Annotated in this window: 17 protein-coding genes; 9 read left to right on the forward strand and 8 right to left on the reverse strand. The window is 61.0% G+C overall.

Annotated elements, in window-relative coordinates:
* The gene (gene speB / locus L1O02_RS22925; RefSeq protein ID WP_060838089.1) at positions 1–951 is read left to right on the forward strand and encodes an agmatinase; all 951 of its coding nucleotides are present in this window, start codon (positions 1–3) and stop codon (positions 949–951) included.
* A gap of 334 nt (positions 952–1,285) precedes the next feature.
* A complete protein-coding gene (locus L1O02_RS22930) occupies positions 1,286–2,674 on the forward strand; it encodes a sodium:solute symporter (RefSeq protein WP_060838088.1) in 1,389 nt (462 codons plus the stop codon).
* Positions 2,675–2,916: 242 nt separating this feature from the next.
* On the opposite strand, the gene L1O02_RS31140 is transcribed toward L1O02_RS22930, so the two are convergent.
* Together L1O02_RS31140 and L1O02_RS22935 are read right to left on the reverse strand one after the other, a co-directional pair.
* Positions 2,917–3,045 (reverse strand): PA1414 family protein, encoded by a 129-nt coding sequence (locus L1O02_RS31140; RefSeq protein ID WP_011059908.1) that lies wholly within the window; start codon positions 3,043–3,045, stop codon positions 2,917–2,919.
* A 133-nt stretch (positions 3,046–3,178) separates the two neighbouring features.
* Positions 3,179–4,072, reverse strand: coding sequence for a LysR family transcriptional regulator (locus tag L1O02_RS22935; RefSeq protein ID WP_235758753.1), 894 nt, complete (start codon positions 4,070–4,072; stop codon positions 3,179–3,181).
* A gap of 103 nt (positions 4,073–4,175) precedes the next feature.
* Between L1O02_RS22935 and L1O02_RS22940 the strand changes: the two genes are divergently transcribed.
* Positions 4,176–5,336 carry an MFS transporter gene (locus L1O02_RS22940; protein WP_108544750.1) on the forward strand — a complete coding sequence of 387 codons (1,161 nt, stop codon included), beginning with the start codon at positions 4,176–4,178 and terminating at the stop codon, positions 5,334–5,336.
* A gap of 8 nt (positions 5,337–5,344) precedes the next feature.
* On the opposite strand, the gene L1O02_RS22945 is transcribed toward L1O02_RS22940, so the two are convergent.
* From L1O02_RS22945 to L1O02_RS22955, 3 genes are all read right to left on the reverse strand, one after another.
* The gene (locus L1O02_RS22945; protein WP_060838085.1) at positions 5,345–6,268 is read right to left on the reverse strand and encodes a DMT family transporter; all 924 of its coding nucleotides are present in this window, start codon (positions 6,266–6,268) and stop codon (positions 5,345–5,347) included.
* Positions 6,269–6,369: 101 nt separating this feature from the next.
* Positions 6,370–6,798 carry a DUF2177 family protein gene (locus L1O02_RS22950; RefSeq protein ID WP_108544749.1) on the reverse strand — a complete coding sequence of 143 codons (429 nt, stop codon included), beginning with the start codon at positions 6,796–6,798 and terminating at the stop codon, positions 6,370–6,372.
* A gap of 28 nt (positions 6,799–6,826) precedes the next feature.
* A complete protein-coding gene (locus L1O02_RS22955; RefSeq protein WP_060838083.1) occupies positions 6,827–7,663 on the reverse strand; it encodes a S1-like domain-containing RNA-binding protein in 837 nt (278 codons plus the stop codon).
* A 352-nt stretch (positions 7,664–8,015) separates the two neighbouring features.
* Between L1O02_RS22955 and L1O02_RS22960 the strand changes: the two genes are divergently transcribed.
* From L1O02_RS22960 to L1O02_RS22970, 3 genes are all read left to right on the forward strand, one after another.
* Complete coding sequence (locus L1O02_RS22960) at positions 8,016–8,204, forward strand: hypothetical protein (RefSeq protein ID WP_016962619.1); 189 nt, start codon at positions 8,016–8,018, stop codon at positions 8,202–8,204.
* Between the two features lie 198 nt (positions 8,205–8,402).
* Entirely contained in the window at positions 8,403–9,122 is a 720-nt protein-coding gene (locus L1O02_RS22965; RefSeq protein WP_108544748.1) for a TorF family putative porin, read from the forward strand.
* A gap of 71 nt (positions 9,123–9,193) precedes the next feature.
* A complete protein-coding gene (locus tag L1O02_RS22970) occupies positions 9,194–10,069 on the forward strand; it encodes a DUF6279 family lipoprotein (protein ID WP_060838081.1) in 876 nt (291 codons plus the stop codon).
* Between the two features lies 1 nt (position 10,070).
* On the opposite strand, the gene L1O02_RS22975 is transcribed toward L1O02_RS22970, so the two are convergent.
* Positions 10,071–10,463: a hypothetical protein gene (locus L1O02_RS22975; protein ID WP_060838080.1), complete on the reverse strand. Its 393-nt coding sequence runs from the start codon at positions 10,461–10,463 to the stop codon at positions 10,071–10,073.
* Positions 10,464–10,657: 194 nt separating this feature from the next.
* On the opposite strand from L1O02_RS22975, the gene L1O02_RS22980 reads away from it, so the two are divergent.
* Together L1O02_RS22980 and L1O02_RS22985 are read left to right on the forward strand one after the other, a co-directional pair.
* Positions 10,658–11,401: a thioredoxin family protein gene (locus L1O02_RS22980; RefSeq protein ID WP_108544746.1), complete on the forward strand. Its 744-nt coding sequence runs from the start codon at positions 10,658–10,660 to the stop codon at positions 11,399–11,401.
* Between the two features lie 118 nt (positions 11,402–11,519).
* A complete protein-coding gene (locus tag L1O02_RS22985) occupies positions 11,520–12,467 on the forward strand; it encodes a GyrI-like domain-containing protein (protein WP_108544745.1) in 948 nt (315 codons plus the stop codon).
* Between the two features lie 149 nt (positions 12,468–12,616).
* Here L1O02_RS22985 and L1O02_RS22990 read toward each other — a convergent pair whose 3' ends face one another.
* Positions 12,617–13,198 (reverse strand): hypothetical protein, encoded by a 582-nt coding sequence (locus L1O02_RS22990; protein ID WP_235758755.1) that lies wholly within the window; start codon positions 13,196–13,198, stop codon positions 12,617–12,619.
* A gap of 449 nt (positions 13,199–13,647) precedes the next feature.
* On the opposite strand from L1O02_RS22990, the gene L1O02_RS22995 reads away from it, so the two are divergent.
* A complete protein-coding gene (locus tag L1O02_RS22995; protein ID WP_108544743.1) occupies positions 13,648–13,920 on the forward strand; it encodes a hypothetical protein in 273 nt (90 codons plus the stop codon).
* A 31-nt stretch (positions 13,921–13,951) separates the two neighbouring features.
* Here the strand turns inward: L1O02_RS22995 and L1O02_RS23000 are convergent, their stop codons facing one another.
* Entirely contained in the window at positions 13,952–14,557 is a 606-nt protein-coding gene (locus tag L1O02_RS23000) for a hypothetical protein (protein WP_108544742.1), read from the reverse strand.
* Positions 14,558–14,571: the final 14 nt, after the last annotated feature.

Consider the following 14,571-nt stretch of genomic DNA (forward strand, 5'->3'; position numbering starts at 1 on the left):
GTGGACAAGATTCTCCACCAACCACTGGGCGGCAACGAAATGCCGCGCTTCGGCGGCATCGCCACCATGATGCGTCTTCCCCATCTGCAAACCGCTGCCGGCCTGGACGCGGCCTTCGTCGGCGTGCCCCTGGACATCGGCACCTCGCTGCGTGCCGGCACCCGGTTCGGCCCGCGGGAAATCCGCGCCGAATCGGTGATGATCCGCCCCTACAACATGGCCACCGGTGCCGCCCCGTTCGACTCCCTGTCGGTGGCCGACATCGGCGATGTGGCGATCAACACCTTCAACCTGCTGGACGCGGTACGCATCATCGAAGAGGCCTACGACGGCATCCTCGAACACAACGTGATTCCCCTGACCCTGGGCGGCGACCACACCATCACCCTGCCGATCCTGCGGGCCATCCACAAGAAACACGGCAAGGTCGGGCTGGTGCACATCGATGCCCATGCCGACGTCAACGACCACATGTTCGGCGAGAAGATCGCCCACGGCACCACCTTCCGCCGCGCCGTGGAAGAAGGCCTGCTGGACTGCGACCGGGTGGTGCAGATCGGTCTGCGTGCCCAGGGCTATACCGCCGAAGACTTCAACTGGAGCCGCAAACAGGGTTTCCGTGTGGTCCAGGCCGAAGAGTGCTGGCACAAATCCCTGGAACCTCTGATGGCCGAGGTCCGTGAAAAGGTCGGCAACGGCCCGGTGTACCTGAGCTTCGACATCGACGGCATCGACCCGGCCTGGGCACCGGGCACCGGGACTCCGGAAATCGGCGGCCTGACCACCATCCAGGCCATCGAGATCGTCCGTGGCTGCCAGGGCCTGGACCTGGTGGGCTGCGACCTGGTGGAGGTTTCGCCGCCTTACGACACCACCGGCAACACCTCGCTCCTGGGCGCCAACCTGCTGTACGAAATGCTCTGCGTACTGCCCGGCGTGGCCCACCGCTGAATCCCGGCCCTGGGAGGGCTGGTGCCGCGCTCAAGCACGAGCGCGGCCATGGATCCGTCATGCAAAGGAGCGCAACACCTTAGCCAACGTGATCGGAGCAGATCATGAATAACAATAAAGAAAACAGCCTTAACCACATGAACAACGGGGACGCGCAGATCCCCGCCCCGCGATGCAGCACCCTGTACGACCTCTCTCGAAACAGGCCGCCCTTGGCCTGAACTGCCCAGCAACCGCAATTCTTGCGATAGACCGGTCGCCACCGGTCGAACGGTTGGCCGTGCGCATCCGCAGGTGGCGACAACAATAACAATTTGCTTTTGAGGACCCGAACATGGGCTTGGATATTCTCGTAGTACTGATTTATGCCGCAGGCATGATCACCCTGGGCTGGTACGGCATGCGCCGGGCCAAGACCCGTGACGACTATCTGGTAGCCGGCCGCAACCTCGGGCCGGGCTTCTACCTGGGGACCATGGCGGCCACCGTACTGGGCGGCGCCTCGACCATCGGCACCGTGCGCCTGGGCTACGTCCACGGCATTTCCGGCTTCTGGCTCTGTGGCGCCATCGGCCTGGGCATCGTCGGGCTCAGCCTGTTCCTGGCCAAACCCTTGCTGAAACTGAAGATCTATACCGTCACCCAAGTGCTGGAGCGCCGCTACAACCCCGCGGCACGCCATGCCAGCGGACTGATCATGCTGGTCTACGCCCTGATGATCGGGGCCACCTCGACCATTGCCATAGGCACCGTGATGCAAGTGCTGTTCGGCTTGCCGTTCTGGGTCTCGATCCTGGTGGGCGGTGGCGTGGTGGTGCTCTATTCGACCATCGGCGGCATGTGGTCGCTGACCCTGACCGACATCGTGCAGTTCCTGATCATGACCATCGGCCTGGTGTTCCTGCTGATGCCGCTGTCCATCGTCGACGCCGGCGGCTGGGACAGCCTGGTGGCCAAGTTGCCGGCCAGCTATTTCGACTTCACCGCCATCGGCTGGGACACCATCCTCACCTACTTCCTGATCTACTTCTTCGGCATCTTCATCGGCCAGGACATCTGGCAACGGGTATTCACCGCCCGCAGTGAAGGCGTCGCGAAAATCGCCGGAACCGCGGCCGGCCTCTACTGCGTGCTCTACGGACTGGCCGGCGCCTTGATCGGCATGGCCGCCAAGGTGCTGCTGCCGGACCTGGACAACGTCAACAACGCCTTCGCCAGCATCGTCCAGACCAGCCTGCCCAACGGCATCCGCGGCCTGGTCATAGCCGCCGCACTGGCTGCGCTGATGTCCACCGCCAGCGCCGGCCTGCTGGCCGCTTCCACCACCGTGACCCAGGATCTGCTGCCACGCCTGCGCGGTGGTCGCCAGAGTGGCAACGGCGACGTCCACGAGAACCGTATCGCGACCCTGCTGCTGGGCATCGTGGTGCTGGGCATCGCCCTGGTGGTCAGTGACGTGATCAGCGCCCTGACCCTGGCCTACAACCTGCTGGTGGGCGGCATGCTGATTCCGCTGATCGGGGCCATCTACTGGAAACGCGCCACCACCGCCGGAGCCATTACCAGCATGTCCCTGGGGTTCATCACGGCCCTGTTCTTCATGTTCAAGGACGGCCTGGACGCCAACACCCCGATCTACTACAGCCTGGCCGTGGGCCTGGTGAGCTTCGTGGTGGTGAGCCTGCTCTCTCGGCGCCCGGCGCCGCTGGCCAACGCGATCTGACCTGACGTCGGACGCCTGAAGCTTTTCTTCGACGGGTGCGGCGTCGGTGGCCGCACCCGTTTTTTTTCGCCCACAAAAAAGTGCCCGGGCGCCGGGCGGGCAACGCGGTTTAATGCTGCAGGAGCCAGGCAGAAGAGCGGGACTATAAAGGGTTGCACGAACACCCCGGGATCAGGCCCAGCGTCTCGTGGTGGGAAAAACCAGGCGCGAGACGGAGTCTGCACTCCGCACTCGCGGCAAGCTCAACGGCGACGTTGCTGACGGCGCCGCAGCTCTTCGTCGGTAGGAATCGGCACCGGTTGCAGCGGTGGCTCGATCAGGCCCAAAGCGACGCCAAGGTCGTGAAGCCAGCTTTGCAGTTTGTCTTTCATAGTGCCCCCTCAGGGTCGTGCCGAGCGGCGGTACTGCGCCGCCTCAAGCAGATAATAGTCCTAACTTTTCCTGCGCGCTGCCTTGCAATCGCAATGAACTGTTACTGGATTGAGACGAATCGGCCAAGGCTATTCAGCCATTGGCCTGCAGCACCGGCACCTGATGCCCGAAGGCACCCTGCTGCAGTTCGATCCAGGCATTGAGGTTGGCCCCGAGCATGCCCTTGCGCCACATCAGCCAGGTGGTGGTGTGGGCGAACGGCTCGGCCAGAGCATGCACCGCGACACTTTCCCGCCCCGGCAGGCTGTCGAGCATCGACTGGGCCATCAGCGCCACCCCGGAACCGGCAATCACGCAGGCCAGCATGCCCTGATAGGACTCGATCTCCATGGCCCGGCCCATGGCTGCGTGATAGTGGGCAAACCAGGACTCCAGGCGCATGCGATAGGAACAGCCCTGACGAAAGGTGAACACCGCCCGGCCCTCCACATCCCGGGCAGTGCGCACCGGAGGGTGATCGGCCTCACTGATCAGTACCAGGGTTTCGTCGCACAACGGCACGCCATCCAGCCCCGCCAGTTCCAGGGGACCATCCACCAGGGCGGCGTCCAGGCGTCCGGTGAGCAAGCCTTCCAGCAACTCGCCGCTGGGCCCGGACTGCACCTGCAGATTCACCGCCGGGTAGGTGCGGTGGTAGTGCGCCAGCAGCGCCGGCAGATGAATGGCCGCGGTGCTGTACATGGTGCCGAGGACGAAATCCCCGGCCGGCTGACCGCCTTGCACCGCGGCATGAGCTTCGTCGTGCAGGGCGAACAACCGCGCGGCGTAATCGAGCAGGACCTTGCCCGCCGGTGACAGTTGCAAGCGCTGGCGCTCACGCAGAAACAGCTCGACGCCCAGTTGTTCCTCCAGTTGCCGGAGCCGGGTCGAGAGATTCGACGGCACCCGGTGCAGGCGCTCGGCGGCCCGGGTGATGGAGCCTTCCTCGGCCACAGCCTGGAAGATACGCAGCTGGCTGAACTCCATGACCTTCTCCAAAACTGAACAGGTTTCTCACTATTATTCATTTTTAATGAAAGTCAATCCGCCCTAGCCTGACGGTCATTGTCCTTGCCGATGGAAGACCACCATGTCCCCCCTGCTGCGCCTGCTTGCCAGTTTCATTGCCCTGATGATGGCCATGGGCATTGGCCGCTTCGCCCTGACGCCACAGTTGCCGCACCTGATCAGCGAAGGCCAGGTCGACCTGACCGCCGCCGGACTGATCGCCGCCGCCAACTACCTGGGCTATTTCATCGGCGCTCTGGACGCCATGTTCGCCCGGCAGCCGGGCCAGATGCGGGCCCGCCTGCTGGGTGGGCTGTGGTTATGTGTGTTGCTGACCCTGGCTTCGTTCTGGGCTCGGGGTTTCTGGCCGCACCTGGCGCTGCGCTTCGGCACCGGCCTGGCCAGTGCCTGGGTGCTGGTGATGATCACGGCCCTGAGCCAGCCCCTGGCCCTGGCGGCAGGCCGGCCCCGCCTGGGAGCCCTGGTGTTCGCCGGCCCGGGGCTGGGGATCATGCTCACCGGCCTGCTGGCCCTGGGCGCCAATCGGCTGGGACAAAGCTCCGCCAACCTGTGGCTGCTGTATGGCGCCGTGGCCTTGCTAATGCTGCTGGTGATCCTGCCGATCCTACCCCGGACCTCCAGCAGCCAGCGGCTCACCCCCCAGCCGACCGCGGAAAATGAGCAAAGCGTGGGCCGCCTGGGGCTGGTCTATGGCCTGTACGGCGTGGGCTACATCATTCCCGCGACCTTTCTCTCGCAGATGGCCAGCGCGCGCTTTCACGGCCAGTGGCAAGCCGATCTGTTCTGGCCCGGCTTCGGCCTGGCCGCCGCCCTGGGAGTCGCCCTGGTGAGCCTGCGCCGACAACGCCCGGACAACACTCGGCACTGGCTGATGGCGACCCTGTGGCTGCAGGCGGCGGGAGTCTTTGCTTGCCTGCTGGGCAGTGGCCTGGGCCTGGTGCTGGGAGTGCTGCTGTGTGGCACGCCGTTCCTGGCCTGCATGCAACTGGTCATGCAGCGCTCACGGGAACTGGCACCACAGTCGGCCCAGCGCAATGCCGGATTGCTCACCGCCTGCTTCGCCATGGGTCAGTTGAGCGGTCCATTGCTGGCGGCCCTGAGCAGTCATTTCAGCGGCAATCTGCAGCCGGCGCTGATGGTCGCAGGCTGCGGCTTGCTGCTCGGCGCCAGCCTGCTCTGGCAACCGCGGTCCGCGACACAGCGCTGCCCGCTGGCGTCCTAGGCAGCGGCTTACAGAAAGCGCTTGATCCGCCGACGCAACCATTGCTCGGCGCTGACAAAAGTGATGCCCAGCAGCACCAGCATGGCGCCGAGCACAAAGTTGAGACTCAATGGCTCACCCAGCAACAGCACGCCGAAGGTCACGCCGAACATCGGCGTCATGAAGGAAAACACCGCCAGGTTTGCCGCCAGATAGCGACGCAACAGCCAGAACCAGGTCAGGTAGCTGAAAAACGACACCACCAGCCCCTGGAACAGCACGCTGGCCACCGCCACCGGGGTCAGACTGACGTGGGTCACCTGACCGCTGAGCACGGCAATCAACAACAGGCCGACAAATCCGACGATCAACTGATAGAACAGGGTCAGGGTGGCAGGCGCTTCCGACAGCCGTGAAGCCCGCACCACCACCGTGGTCGCCCCCCAGGCCAGCCCCGCCAGCAATCCCAGCAGGTCGCCCAGGAGCATGCGCCGGTCCAGGTTGTCGAGGGAGATGCCACCGGCAAAGGCAATGCTGATGCCAATGAACGCGAGAACGATCCCCAGCCACTGCAAGGGCCGCAAACGCTCACTGGGCAGCAGCCAATTGACCCCCAGGGCGGTGAAGATCGGCGCGGTATAAAGAAACACCGACATGTGCGCGGCGCTGGTGAGCTTCAGGCCCTCGGCAATGAACAAAAACTCCAGGCCGAACAGGGCGCCGGCCAATAGACCGGCGCGCCAGGTGCCGGGAATCTGCGACCAGCCGCCCTTCCAGCACATCAACAGGGCCACCAGCAGCGCCGAAATCCCGGAACGGGCGGCCGCCTGCATCACCGGAGCAATGTCCGCCGCCGCCCACTTGATCATGACCTGCTGCACGCCCCAGATCAGGCACAACCCCAGCATCACTTGCAGGGCAAAGCCATCAGCGTTGCGCCGTTCGATGCTCACCACAGTGCCTCACAGTGTTTGAATGACATGACACCTACCCAAGATAAAAAGTTACACCCCAGCGGGCTGAACAGCGGCGCAAAATCCAGTGGCAAACCCGCTCAGACTTGCGGCCCGCGTCCAGCATCAGGTGCCCAACGGCAGGCACAGAAGACGCCGAAACCACTGGCCAGGGCACTGACCAGCATGCCCCAGGCCATATCCAGCAGCGCCAGGGCGGCCGGCCAGGCCTGCAAGGTCGCCCAGTTGCTCAGATCATAAGTGCCGTAGGACACCAGCCCGAGCAGTGCCCCCAGGCGCGCAGCCCGACGCCAGCCACCCTGTTGCAGGGCGGGGCGTACCGCGAACAGCAGGCAACCAGTCACGTAGAGGAGGTAGAACAGAGCCGCCGGCAAGAGCCGTGGTTGTTCCAACAGCAGCGAGCCCAGCTGGGCGCGGTAGGTGGGGCCCATCATCAGCCCCAGCCAAAGCGCGTCGAGCAGCAGGAACGCCAGCAGGGTGGCGAGCCAGGCGACCAGAGTGGTTTTCATGAGACTCGCCTGCAGCGTGAAGTGAGTGTCAGCTTAGCTCGATGCGATCTGCGTGGATGACAATCTGGCCCTGCTTATAAAGTGCACCGATGGCCTTCTTGAAGTTGCCCTTGCTGACCCCGAACAAACTGCTGATCAATGCCGGATCGCTCTTGTCGCTGACCGCCAGGGAACCATTGTTCTCCCGCAACTTGGCAAGGATCTTCGAGTTCAGACTGGTGGCCGCCTCTTCACCCACAGGTTGCAGGCTCAGGCTGATCTTGCCGTCGGCGCGGACTTCCTTGATGAAGCCTTTCTCTTGCATGCCAGAGCGCAGGAACTTGAACACCTCGTTCTTGTGAATCAGGCCCCAGTGCTTGTTATTGATGATGGCCTTGAAGCCCATGTCGGTGGACTCGGCCACCAGCAAGTCGACTTCCTGGCCCACCTTGTAGTTGGCGGGCGTCTTGTCCAGATAGCGGTCCAGGCGGGCCGTGGCGGTGATACGACGGGTGTGCTTGTCCAGGTAGACATGCACCACGCAGTATTCGCCGGCATTCATCTGGCGCTTTTCCTCGGAGTACGGCAGCAGCAGATCCTTGGGCAATCCCCAATCCAGAAATACCCCGATGCTGTTAACTTCGACAACTTTAAGACTGGCGAACTCGCCGACTTGAACTTTCGGCTTTTCAGTAGTTGCGATTAACTTGTCGGCACTGTCCAGATAAACAAAAACATTCAACCAGTCTTCATCTTCACTGGGAATATCCTTGGGAATATAACGATTGGGCAGCAAGATCTCGCCGTCCGCACCGCCATCCAGATACAAACCAAAGTTAGTGTGTTTTACCACTTGCAAACTGTTGTAGCGCCCGACTAAAGCCATTTCCAATACCCTCGTTACGTGGGCGGCATTCTACCTGTTTTCCACAGTGGCGTTGATGCTCCTGAGTCGCCCAGGGAAAAATCCATGAACAGCCTTGATTTTTCTGGCCTTGGCGCCGATCAAGCGGCCACTCGTCAGGCAAAGGCGCACCTGCCCGAGCGGAATCCGCAGCGCCAAGACCGCCTTGCCCGCCAGTAGTCCTTATTTAAAACAGCCACTTAGGTAGATATCAGCGAGATCAACTTAGAAAAAAACACAAAAAGCCGCGGGTTATTCCAGAGGATATTTACCAAGCAATTGTCAAGTATTTCTGATAAGATGCCTGGCCAAATTAATTTTCCCGAAAGGTTAAATGGCCGCCATGCGAGTAAAAGCCTCCAACAGCAAAGCAAAACCAGCTCCCGCCGTTGAAACCAGCGAATCGATCAACGAACAAATCGCAGCCTTCCTCAAGTCCGGCGGCGAAATCCAGCAAATTGCCAAAGGCGTCAGCGGCCAGACTTTCGGCCCGTCCAAGCAGATCAGCCTCGGTAAAAAGTAATTCCCCACGCTCTATCCTGGTCCCTTAGCGCTTTGCCCTCAAAGCGCTAGGACTGGCACCCCGCTCCCCGCCCAACGCCAGTAAAAATCGACGAACGGCCCTCATCCCCAGGCATTCGCCGGTATTCTTGCCGCCTTCCGGATAAATCGTTTCAGCCGACTTTCAGGTTGTCACTCCCCGCCGTTCAAGGAGTGCTGCATGCTCAAATCCGCCACACTGGCCCTCAGCCTGCTACTGGCCTGCCCCATCGCCCTGGGCCACACAGTCCAGCGAGAACTGGGCGCCTTCGACCTCAAGCTGGGCACCAGCCCCAGCCGCAGCATGGCCCAGGGCCTGGTCAAACCTGCCTCCAGCGACTCCCTGCACGGCGGCCTCGACCTGAGCCACGACAGCGGCTGGTACTTCGGCCAATGGTCCCCCAGCATGGGCCTGAACCCCGCCAGCCCGCTTGAAGTGGACGCCTACCTGGGCTTCAAGCGCCCCTTCGACCAGACCCTGGGCTACGAACTGGGGATCATTCACTACAACTACCCGCAGCGGCGCACCCAGAACAGTCAGGAGTTCTACGGCGGCCTGAGCCTGCTGGGCAGCCGGTTTGGCGCCGCCCTCAGCAACGACCCGGCCATGCGCAACAGCACCCTGTTCGCCGACCTGGGCGGCAACTCGCCGTTCGGCATAGGCATCAGCGTCAAATACACCGCGTACCAGTTGACCAACGCTGTCGCCGTGGCCAACGGCAGTGAAGTGGCAGGCTTCAATGACTGGTCGATCAAATTCTCGCGGCCCTGGCGGGGGATCGATCTAAAGCTGATCTACAGTGATTCAAGCCTGCGCGGTAGCGATTGCAGTGCCTACACCGGGCACAACCCACAGTGCGACGGCCTGCTCACCTTCAAGGCCGAACGGACGTTTTACTAGGCACAGGCCTCTGAACTGTCAGCGGCCCGGCGGGTTCAGATACAGCAACCCGCACTCGCAAGGACTCGCCCATGGCCCGCCGCTGGCACCTGCTCATCCCGCTTCTGATCTGCAGCCTGCTGCTCGGCGCCTGCAGCCGGGTCGGCCTGGCCTATCGCAACCTGGATGTGATCATCCCCTGGACCCTCAACGACTACCTGGACATGAACCGCGAGCAGAAGAGCTGGTTCAACCAGCGTCTGCAGCAGCACCTGAGCTGGCATTGCACCACCCAACTGCCAGGCTACCTGGACTGGCTTGATCGCCTGCAAGCCATGGTGCAGAGCAATCAGGTCAGTGACCAAGCCCTGCAACAGCGAACCCTGGAAGCCAAGCAAGCCATCGCCGAAACCGCGCGGCAGATCGTGCCCTCCGCGGTAGAGCTGCTCCAGGGCCTGGACGACGGACAAGTCGCCGAGATGAACAACGCCTTTGCCAAGGACCAGCAGGAACATCGCGAGCAATACCTCAAGCCCTCCCTGGCGCAGCAGATCGAACAGCGCAGCCAGCGCATGAGCAAACGCCTGAAATCCTGGATCGGCCCCTTGAGTCCCAACCAGCAACGACGCATCGAGCAATGGTCGGCGTCCCTGGGCGAACAGAACCAGCAGTGGATCGCCAACCGCATCCACTGGCAGGCACAGTTCAGCGCCGCCGTGGCGCAACGGCAAAACAGCGATTTCCCACAACGCATCGAGCAACTGCTGGTGAACCGCGAGCAGTTATGGACAGAGGATTACCGCCAGGCCTATGCCCGCACCGAACAGGCCGCCCGCCACCTGCTGGTGGACCTGATGGCCACCAGCAGCCTTGAGCAGCGCCAGCGCCTGCTGAAGAAGATCGACGGCGTACGCCAGGATTTCGCGGAACTCAAATGCCTGCAGAACGCCCGCCAGGACCCGCCCTGAGCTAGGCGATCTGAGCCTTGGAGGCCAACTCGTCGAAAGTTTCCGGCGCCAGGGCATCGGCCTGCTCATCCAGCACCTGACGGGGATGCTCATGACCCGGAATACTGCTGTCGAGCAGGCACAGCAGGCTGGAGCCCCGGGGTGTCAGGATGAAATTCTCACCATTGCCACCCTCTTCCTCAGGCCGAGTTTCGATAAACCCCCGGTCCAGAAGCAGCTTTTCGTACTCGGTAGCAGTGACTTTCAGATCATCCAGGTTACCGGTGGGCTCACCTTCCGCCGCCTTGGCCGCCGCATGCTGCTCGGCGTAAGGACGGGGAGTGAAACTGTGGCCGGCGCCGTTCTGCACTTCGTGCAACAGCCGTTCGATCAGATCCCAGTTGTAAGTGCTCATCCTGATTCAACCTCCAGACACAAGAATGAAATGCCGTTCATAGGTTGTGACCGACAGGCTTTTCAGCCGTTCAGGAAATCCACCCAGGCCAGCGCCCCCCAAGCGGAAAACCGCTGGGCGGTTTGTCGATCTGCCCCGGAGTCAAACGACTAGCGTGTGTAAGACGCTTCGCCCACTGCCAGAGGAGAAATGTCATGCCCGTTACCGATCATCCCGTGGTCTCCCGGGAACAATGGCTACGAGCCCGCAAACAGCATCTGATCCACGAAAAGGCCTTTACCCGCCAGCGCGACCAGCTCAGCGCCGAACGCCGGGCGCTGCCCTGGGTAAAAATCGACAAGCCCTATCAGTTTCAAGGCCCGAATGGCCCGCTAAGCCTCGCGGACCTGTTTGGCGACCACAGCCAACTGCTGGTCTACCACTTCATGTTCGGCGCTGGCTGGAAAGAGGGCTGCAAGGGCTGTTCGTTCCTGGCGGACCACTTCGATGGCGCCAACCTGCATCTGGCCCACCACGATGTGGCGCTGGTGGTGGTGTCCCACGCGCCCTACGACCAATTCCAAGCCTTTCGCCAACGCATGGGCTGGCATTTCGACTGGTACTCCAGCGCCGGCGGCGACTTCAACCAAGACTTTGGCGTGAGCCTCAGCGACGAGCAACTGGCCCAGGGAACCGCCAGCTACAACTACGAACAGGTCAGTGGCGACGAGCGGGAGCTACCCGGCCTGAGCGTGTTCTATCGCAACCCGCAAGGTGAAATTTTCCACACATATTCCACCTATGCCCGCGGGCTGGACCTGTTGCTGGGGGCCTACAACTTCCTCGACCTGACGCCCAAGGGGCGCAACGAAGAACAGATCATGGACTGGGTTCGGCACCACGACCGTTACCAGAAAACACCCCGGAGCAAGGGCAGCAGTTGCTGCTGTGACAACTGACAGCCTGTTCGCCGACAGAAACCTCCCGTAGGAGCCGGCTTGCCGGCGAATCGCACACACAAATGGCACAAATCTGCGGCAGACTACGACGACCCTCACAGCCAACTAATCTGAAGACATGAGCGCCGCCTACCACAGCCTCCACGAATACACCCTGCGCATGAACCGGGTGCTGGAGTACATCGACCAACACCTGGACCAGCCCCTGGATCTGACGGACCTGGCGCGGGTGGCACATTTTTCGCCCTACCACTTCCACCGCCTGTTCAGCGCCTGGGTCGGCGAGCCCCTGGGCGCCTACCTGCGTCGCCGGCGCCTGGCCTGCGGCGCCTACCTCATGGCCAGTCGCCCCGCAGCCTCGATCCTGGAAATCGCGCTGGAAGTCGGCTTCGGCTCCGGCGAAGCCTTCTCCCGAGCCTTCAAGCAACACTTCTCGGTCTCCCCCAGCACCTGGCGCGACACCGAACCGAAACGCTGGCACCGCCGCCTCGACGACATCCGAGAACGGCGCCTGCGTGAATTGAGCAATCCTGATCAGACCCACATTCCCGCCTTCGACGATCCTGACGCCTTCATTCACCTGAAGGAAACAGCGATGAACGTCACCCTGCAGCAGCTGCCCGCCACTCGCGTGGCTTACCTGCGCTACATCGGCGCCTACGGCCCGGGCATTGGGGTTTTCTGGCGCGAAACCGCCATGCCATGGATGCTCGAACACCGATTGTTCAACCGCGTGCGCTACGGCATCGGCCACGACGACCCGGACCTCACCCCCGCCGAAAAATGCCGCTACGACGCCTGCGTCGAAGTGCCCGAAGACTTCAAGGCCAACGCCCCGGCCGTCATTACCACCCTACCCGGAGGCCTCTACGCCGTGGCCCACTACCGCGGCCTGGGCCCAGCCATCGCCGACGCCTGGATCGAACTGTGCCGTGACTGGCTGCCCAAGAGCGGCATGCAGTTCGACCCGCGCCCGGCGTTCGAACGCTATCCGGCGGATGCTTACTACGACGTCAAGACCGGGGAGCTGGAGTGTGAGATTTGTATTCCGGTGAGGGCGCTATAAGCCAAAAGGCCGACTGATACATCCACACCCCATGTAGGAGCGAGCTTGCTCGCGATGAACGTCAACGACAACGCGCCGCAACTGAAAGAACGCAGCGCCCTCGGCTCATCGCGAGCAAGCTCGCTCCTACCATCCAGCCACACACCTACTCAGCGCGAAGGAATGGCCTTGATATCACTGACAATGAACTTCGGCAGAGCGCGAATGTAGAAGTTCTCCACATCCGAATTACCGCTGTTGGTGATCACCCCCAGCATGCTCTTCATATTACGCAACTGGCCCATGGCTCCGGCAGGCTGCAAACCGTTGCGCTCCTGAGCGAAATGCAACACCTCGGCGCCGTCGCGCTTGACCTGGACCTTGTAGCCGAAATCGACACTGGCCAGGATCGTATTGTCATCGACGACCATCGACACCAGCCCACCCTTGGAATCACTCAGGCGGCGCTTGTACACCGCATCCACATCCAGCAGGTAGTCGGCGCTGTCCTTGCTGGCGGCGTAGCGATTGGCATTGCCCAATTGGCGGATCAACTCCATGCCCAGTTGCTGACGCAGCTTGTCCTCGGGCAGAAAGCGCTCGCTCTCGCCGACCAGTTGCAGGTTGAAGGTATCGATCCAGTACGTGGCGGTGGCGGGAATCTGCACCGATTTGGGCGAGATGTAATAGTCCGGGGTGGAAGCACAACCGGCGAGCAGAACGAGAGTGAACAGCAACGACAAAAGACGCATGACGGATCTTCCTTGAGAGTTTTTTCAACAACGCGCCGCCACCTGAAAAGCATCACTGGTATGGCGATGAGCAGCGGCATTGTAAGCCAGGAAAATCGCGGTGGACCGGCTCGAAAAGATCCTCTCGGCAAATTAGGAATTGCCTTACGGCAGAAGCAGACGATCCGGTAGGAATGGGGCTTTAAGGACAGGGGAAGCGCTGGATATAGTCGAGGGGTCGTTGAATGGACGACCGGGTTTGGCGACCTGATTTACAGAGGGAATGCAAAAGATCCAGCTTGCAGGTATTTTGCGTCCGCACACGCAGTTTTATGACGGCTGTGCGCGGGAGATCTCAGGATCTGCCGACTTTACCTCTGTAGTCGGTTCGCCAACCTGCGTACAGCCGTCACCCACTTGTTTGGCGACAACGGGTGAAGGCATTCAGCCAGTCAAACAGAGGTCTACACATGAACAGATACATGCCGATTACCGGCCACGACTGCAACATTTCCTCGCTGCTGATCGATACCCAGGCCCCCATTGACGTCCTGCACGATGCAGCGGCGTATCGCATTCGCGCCGTGACTCAATTGCTGGAGAACTTCGCGATTTCTGATGAAGCGCCCAAAGGTGCAATGGTGCTTCAGGAACTGTCGCTGGTGTGCAGCATTTTGCTGCGAGATGGGTGTGATTTGATGGATGTGGCAGGGCGACGGATGCAAGGTCAGCTAGCAGCATAAGAAAAAAAGGGGCGGTATTAGAGCCGCCCCTTTAGTCTTGGTGCATAGTAGGGAAATATTCATTTATACGTTCGTTATCCAGCAACCGATCAACTGTAAAGTCCAAGTGATCCGAAACAGCGATGCCTCTTCGCAATGGTTCAGGAAAGTCCTCGATTGATGCGAAAACTGTCGGAACTAAATATCTAAAGTAGTCCCCCATCCTAGTGGCACCATCGTACCCTACTGGATAGTCCTCACCCTCATAGCTGCCTTCAATGGCGTGATAGACAAAAAAGCCCTTGTTAACAGGTAAATTGGCCTCGCTGTAGTTACCCATTTCAGCCAAATCACTTTCAAACTCATCTAAAATGGAACCTTTGCACAAATTCCTTCGATGGCGACAAGCGGAATACAGGTCCACATCAAAGCCGCCACCTTTCACTATCGGACAATCATAAAACTCTTTTGATTCCTCCCACATATACTCATTCATTCGATGGAGCAGTAACTCAGCCTCGGCGATCCTGAGCAACTCCTTGGGTAAATCACCGAAACAGTTATTCACCATCACGGCAACCCGTCCAAATTTATCGATTGCAAACCAAGTAAATATCGAACCAAACTCAGGTTGCCAATCGGCATCTAGAACCGTCACGTTTACTCTACCTA

This window comes from Pseudomonas sp. BC42, assembly GCF_021560055.1.
GTDB lineage: Bacteria > Pseudomonadota > Gammaproteobacteria > Pseudomonadales > Pseudomonadaceae > Aquipseudomonas.

Bases quoted from the DNA above. Each gene is read 5' to 3' on its own strand.
- L1O02_RS22930 (WP_060838088.1), top strand. From the start codon at position 1,286: ATGGGCTTGGATATTCTCGTAGTACTGATTTATGCCGCAGGCATGATC.
- L1O02_RS31140 (WP_011059908.1), bottom strand. From the start codon at position 3,045: ATGAAAGACAAACTGCAAAGCTGGCTTCACGACCTTGGCGTCGCTTTG.
- L1O02_RS22935 (WP_235758753.1), bottom strand. From the start codon at position 4,072: ATGGAGTTCAGCCAGCTGCGTATCTTCCAGGCTGTGGCCGAGGAAGGC.
- L1O02_RS22940 (WP_108544750.1), top strand. From the start codon at position 4,176: ATGTCCCCCCTGCTGCGCCTGCTTGCCAGTTTCATTGCCCTGATGATG.
- L1O02_RS22950 (WP_108544749.1), bottom strand. From the start codon at position 6,798: ATGAAAACCACTCTGGTCGCCTGGCTCGCCACCCTGCTGGCGTTCCTG.
- L1O02_RS22955 (WP_060838083.1), bottom strand. From the start codon at position 7,663: ATGGCTTTAGTCGGGCGCTACAACAGTTTGCAAGTGGTAAAACACACT.
- L1O02_RS22960 (WP_016962619.1), top strand. From the start codon at position 8,016: ATGGCCGCCATGCGAGTAAAAGCCTCCAACAGCAAAGCAAAACCAGCT.
- L1O02_RS22965 (WP_108544748.1), top strand. From the start codon at position 8,403: ATGCTCAAATCCGCCACACTGGCCCTCAGCCTGCTACTGGCCTGCCCC.
- L1O02_RS22970 (WP_060838081.1), top strand. From the start codon at position 9,194: ATGGCCCGCCGCTGGCACCTGCTCATCCCGCTTCTGATCTGCAGCCTG.
- L1O02_RS22975 (WP_060838080.1), bottom strand. From the start codon at position 10,463: ATGAGCACTTACAACTGGGATCTGATCGAACGGCTGTTGCACGAAGTG.
- L1O02_RS22980 (WP_108544746.1), top strand. From the start codon at position 10,658: ATGCCCGTTACCGATCATCCCGTGGTCTCCCGGGAACAATGGCTACGA.
- L1O02_RS22985 (WP_108544745.1), top strand. From the start codon at position 11,520: ATGAGCGCCGCCTACCACAGCCTCCACGAATACACCCTGCGCATGAAC.
- L1O02_RS22990 (WP_235758755.1), bottom strand. From the start codon at position 13,198: ATGCGTCTTTTGTCGTTGCTGTTCACTCTCGTTCTGCTCGCCGGTTGT.
- L1O02_RS22995 (WP_108544743.1), top strand. From the start codon at position 13,648: ATGAACAGATACATGCCGATTACCGGCCACGACTGCAACATTTCCTCG.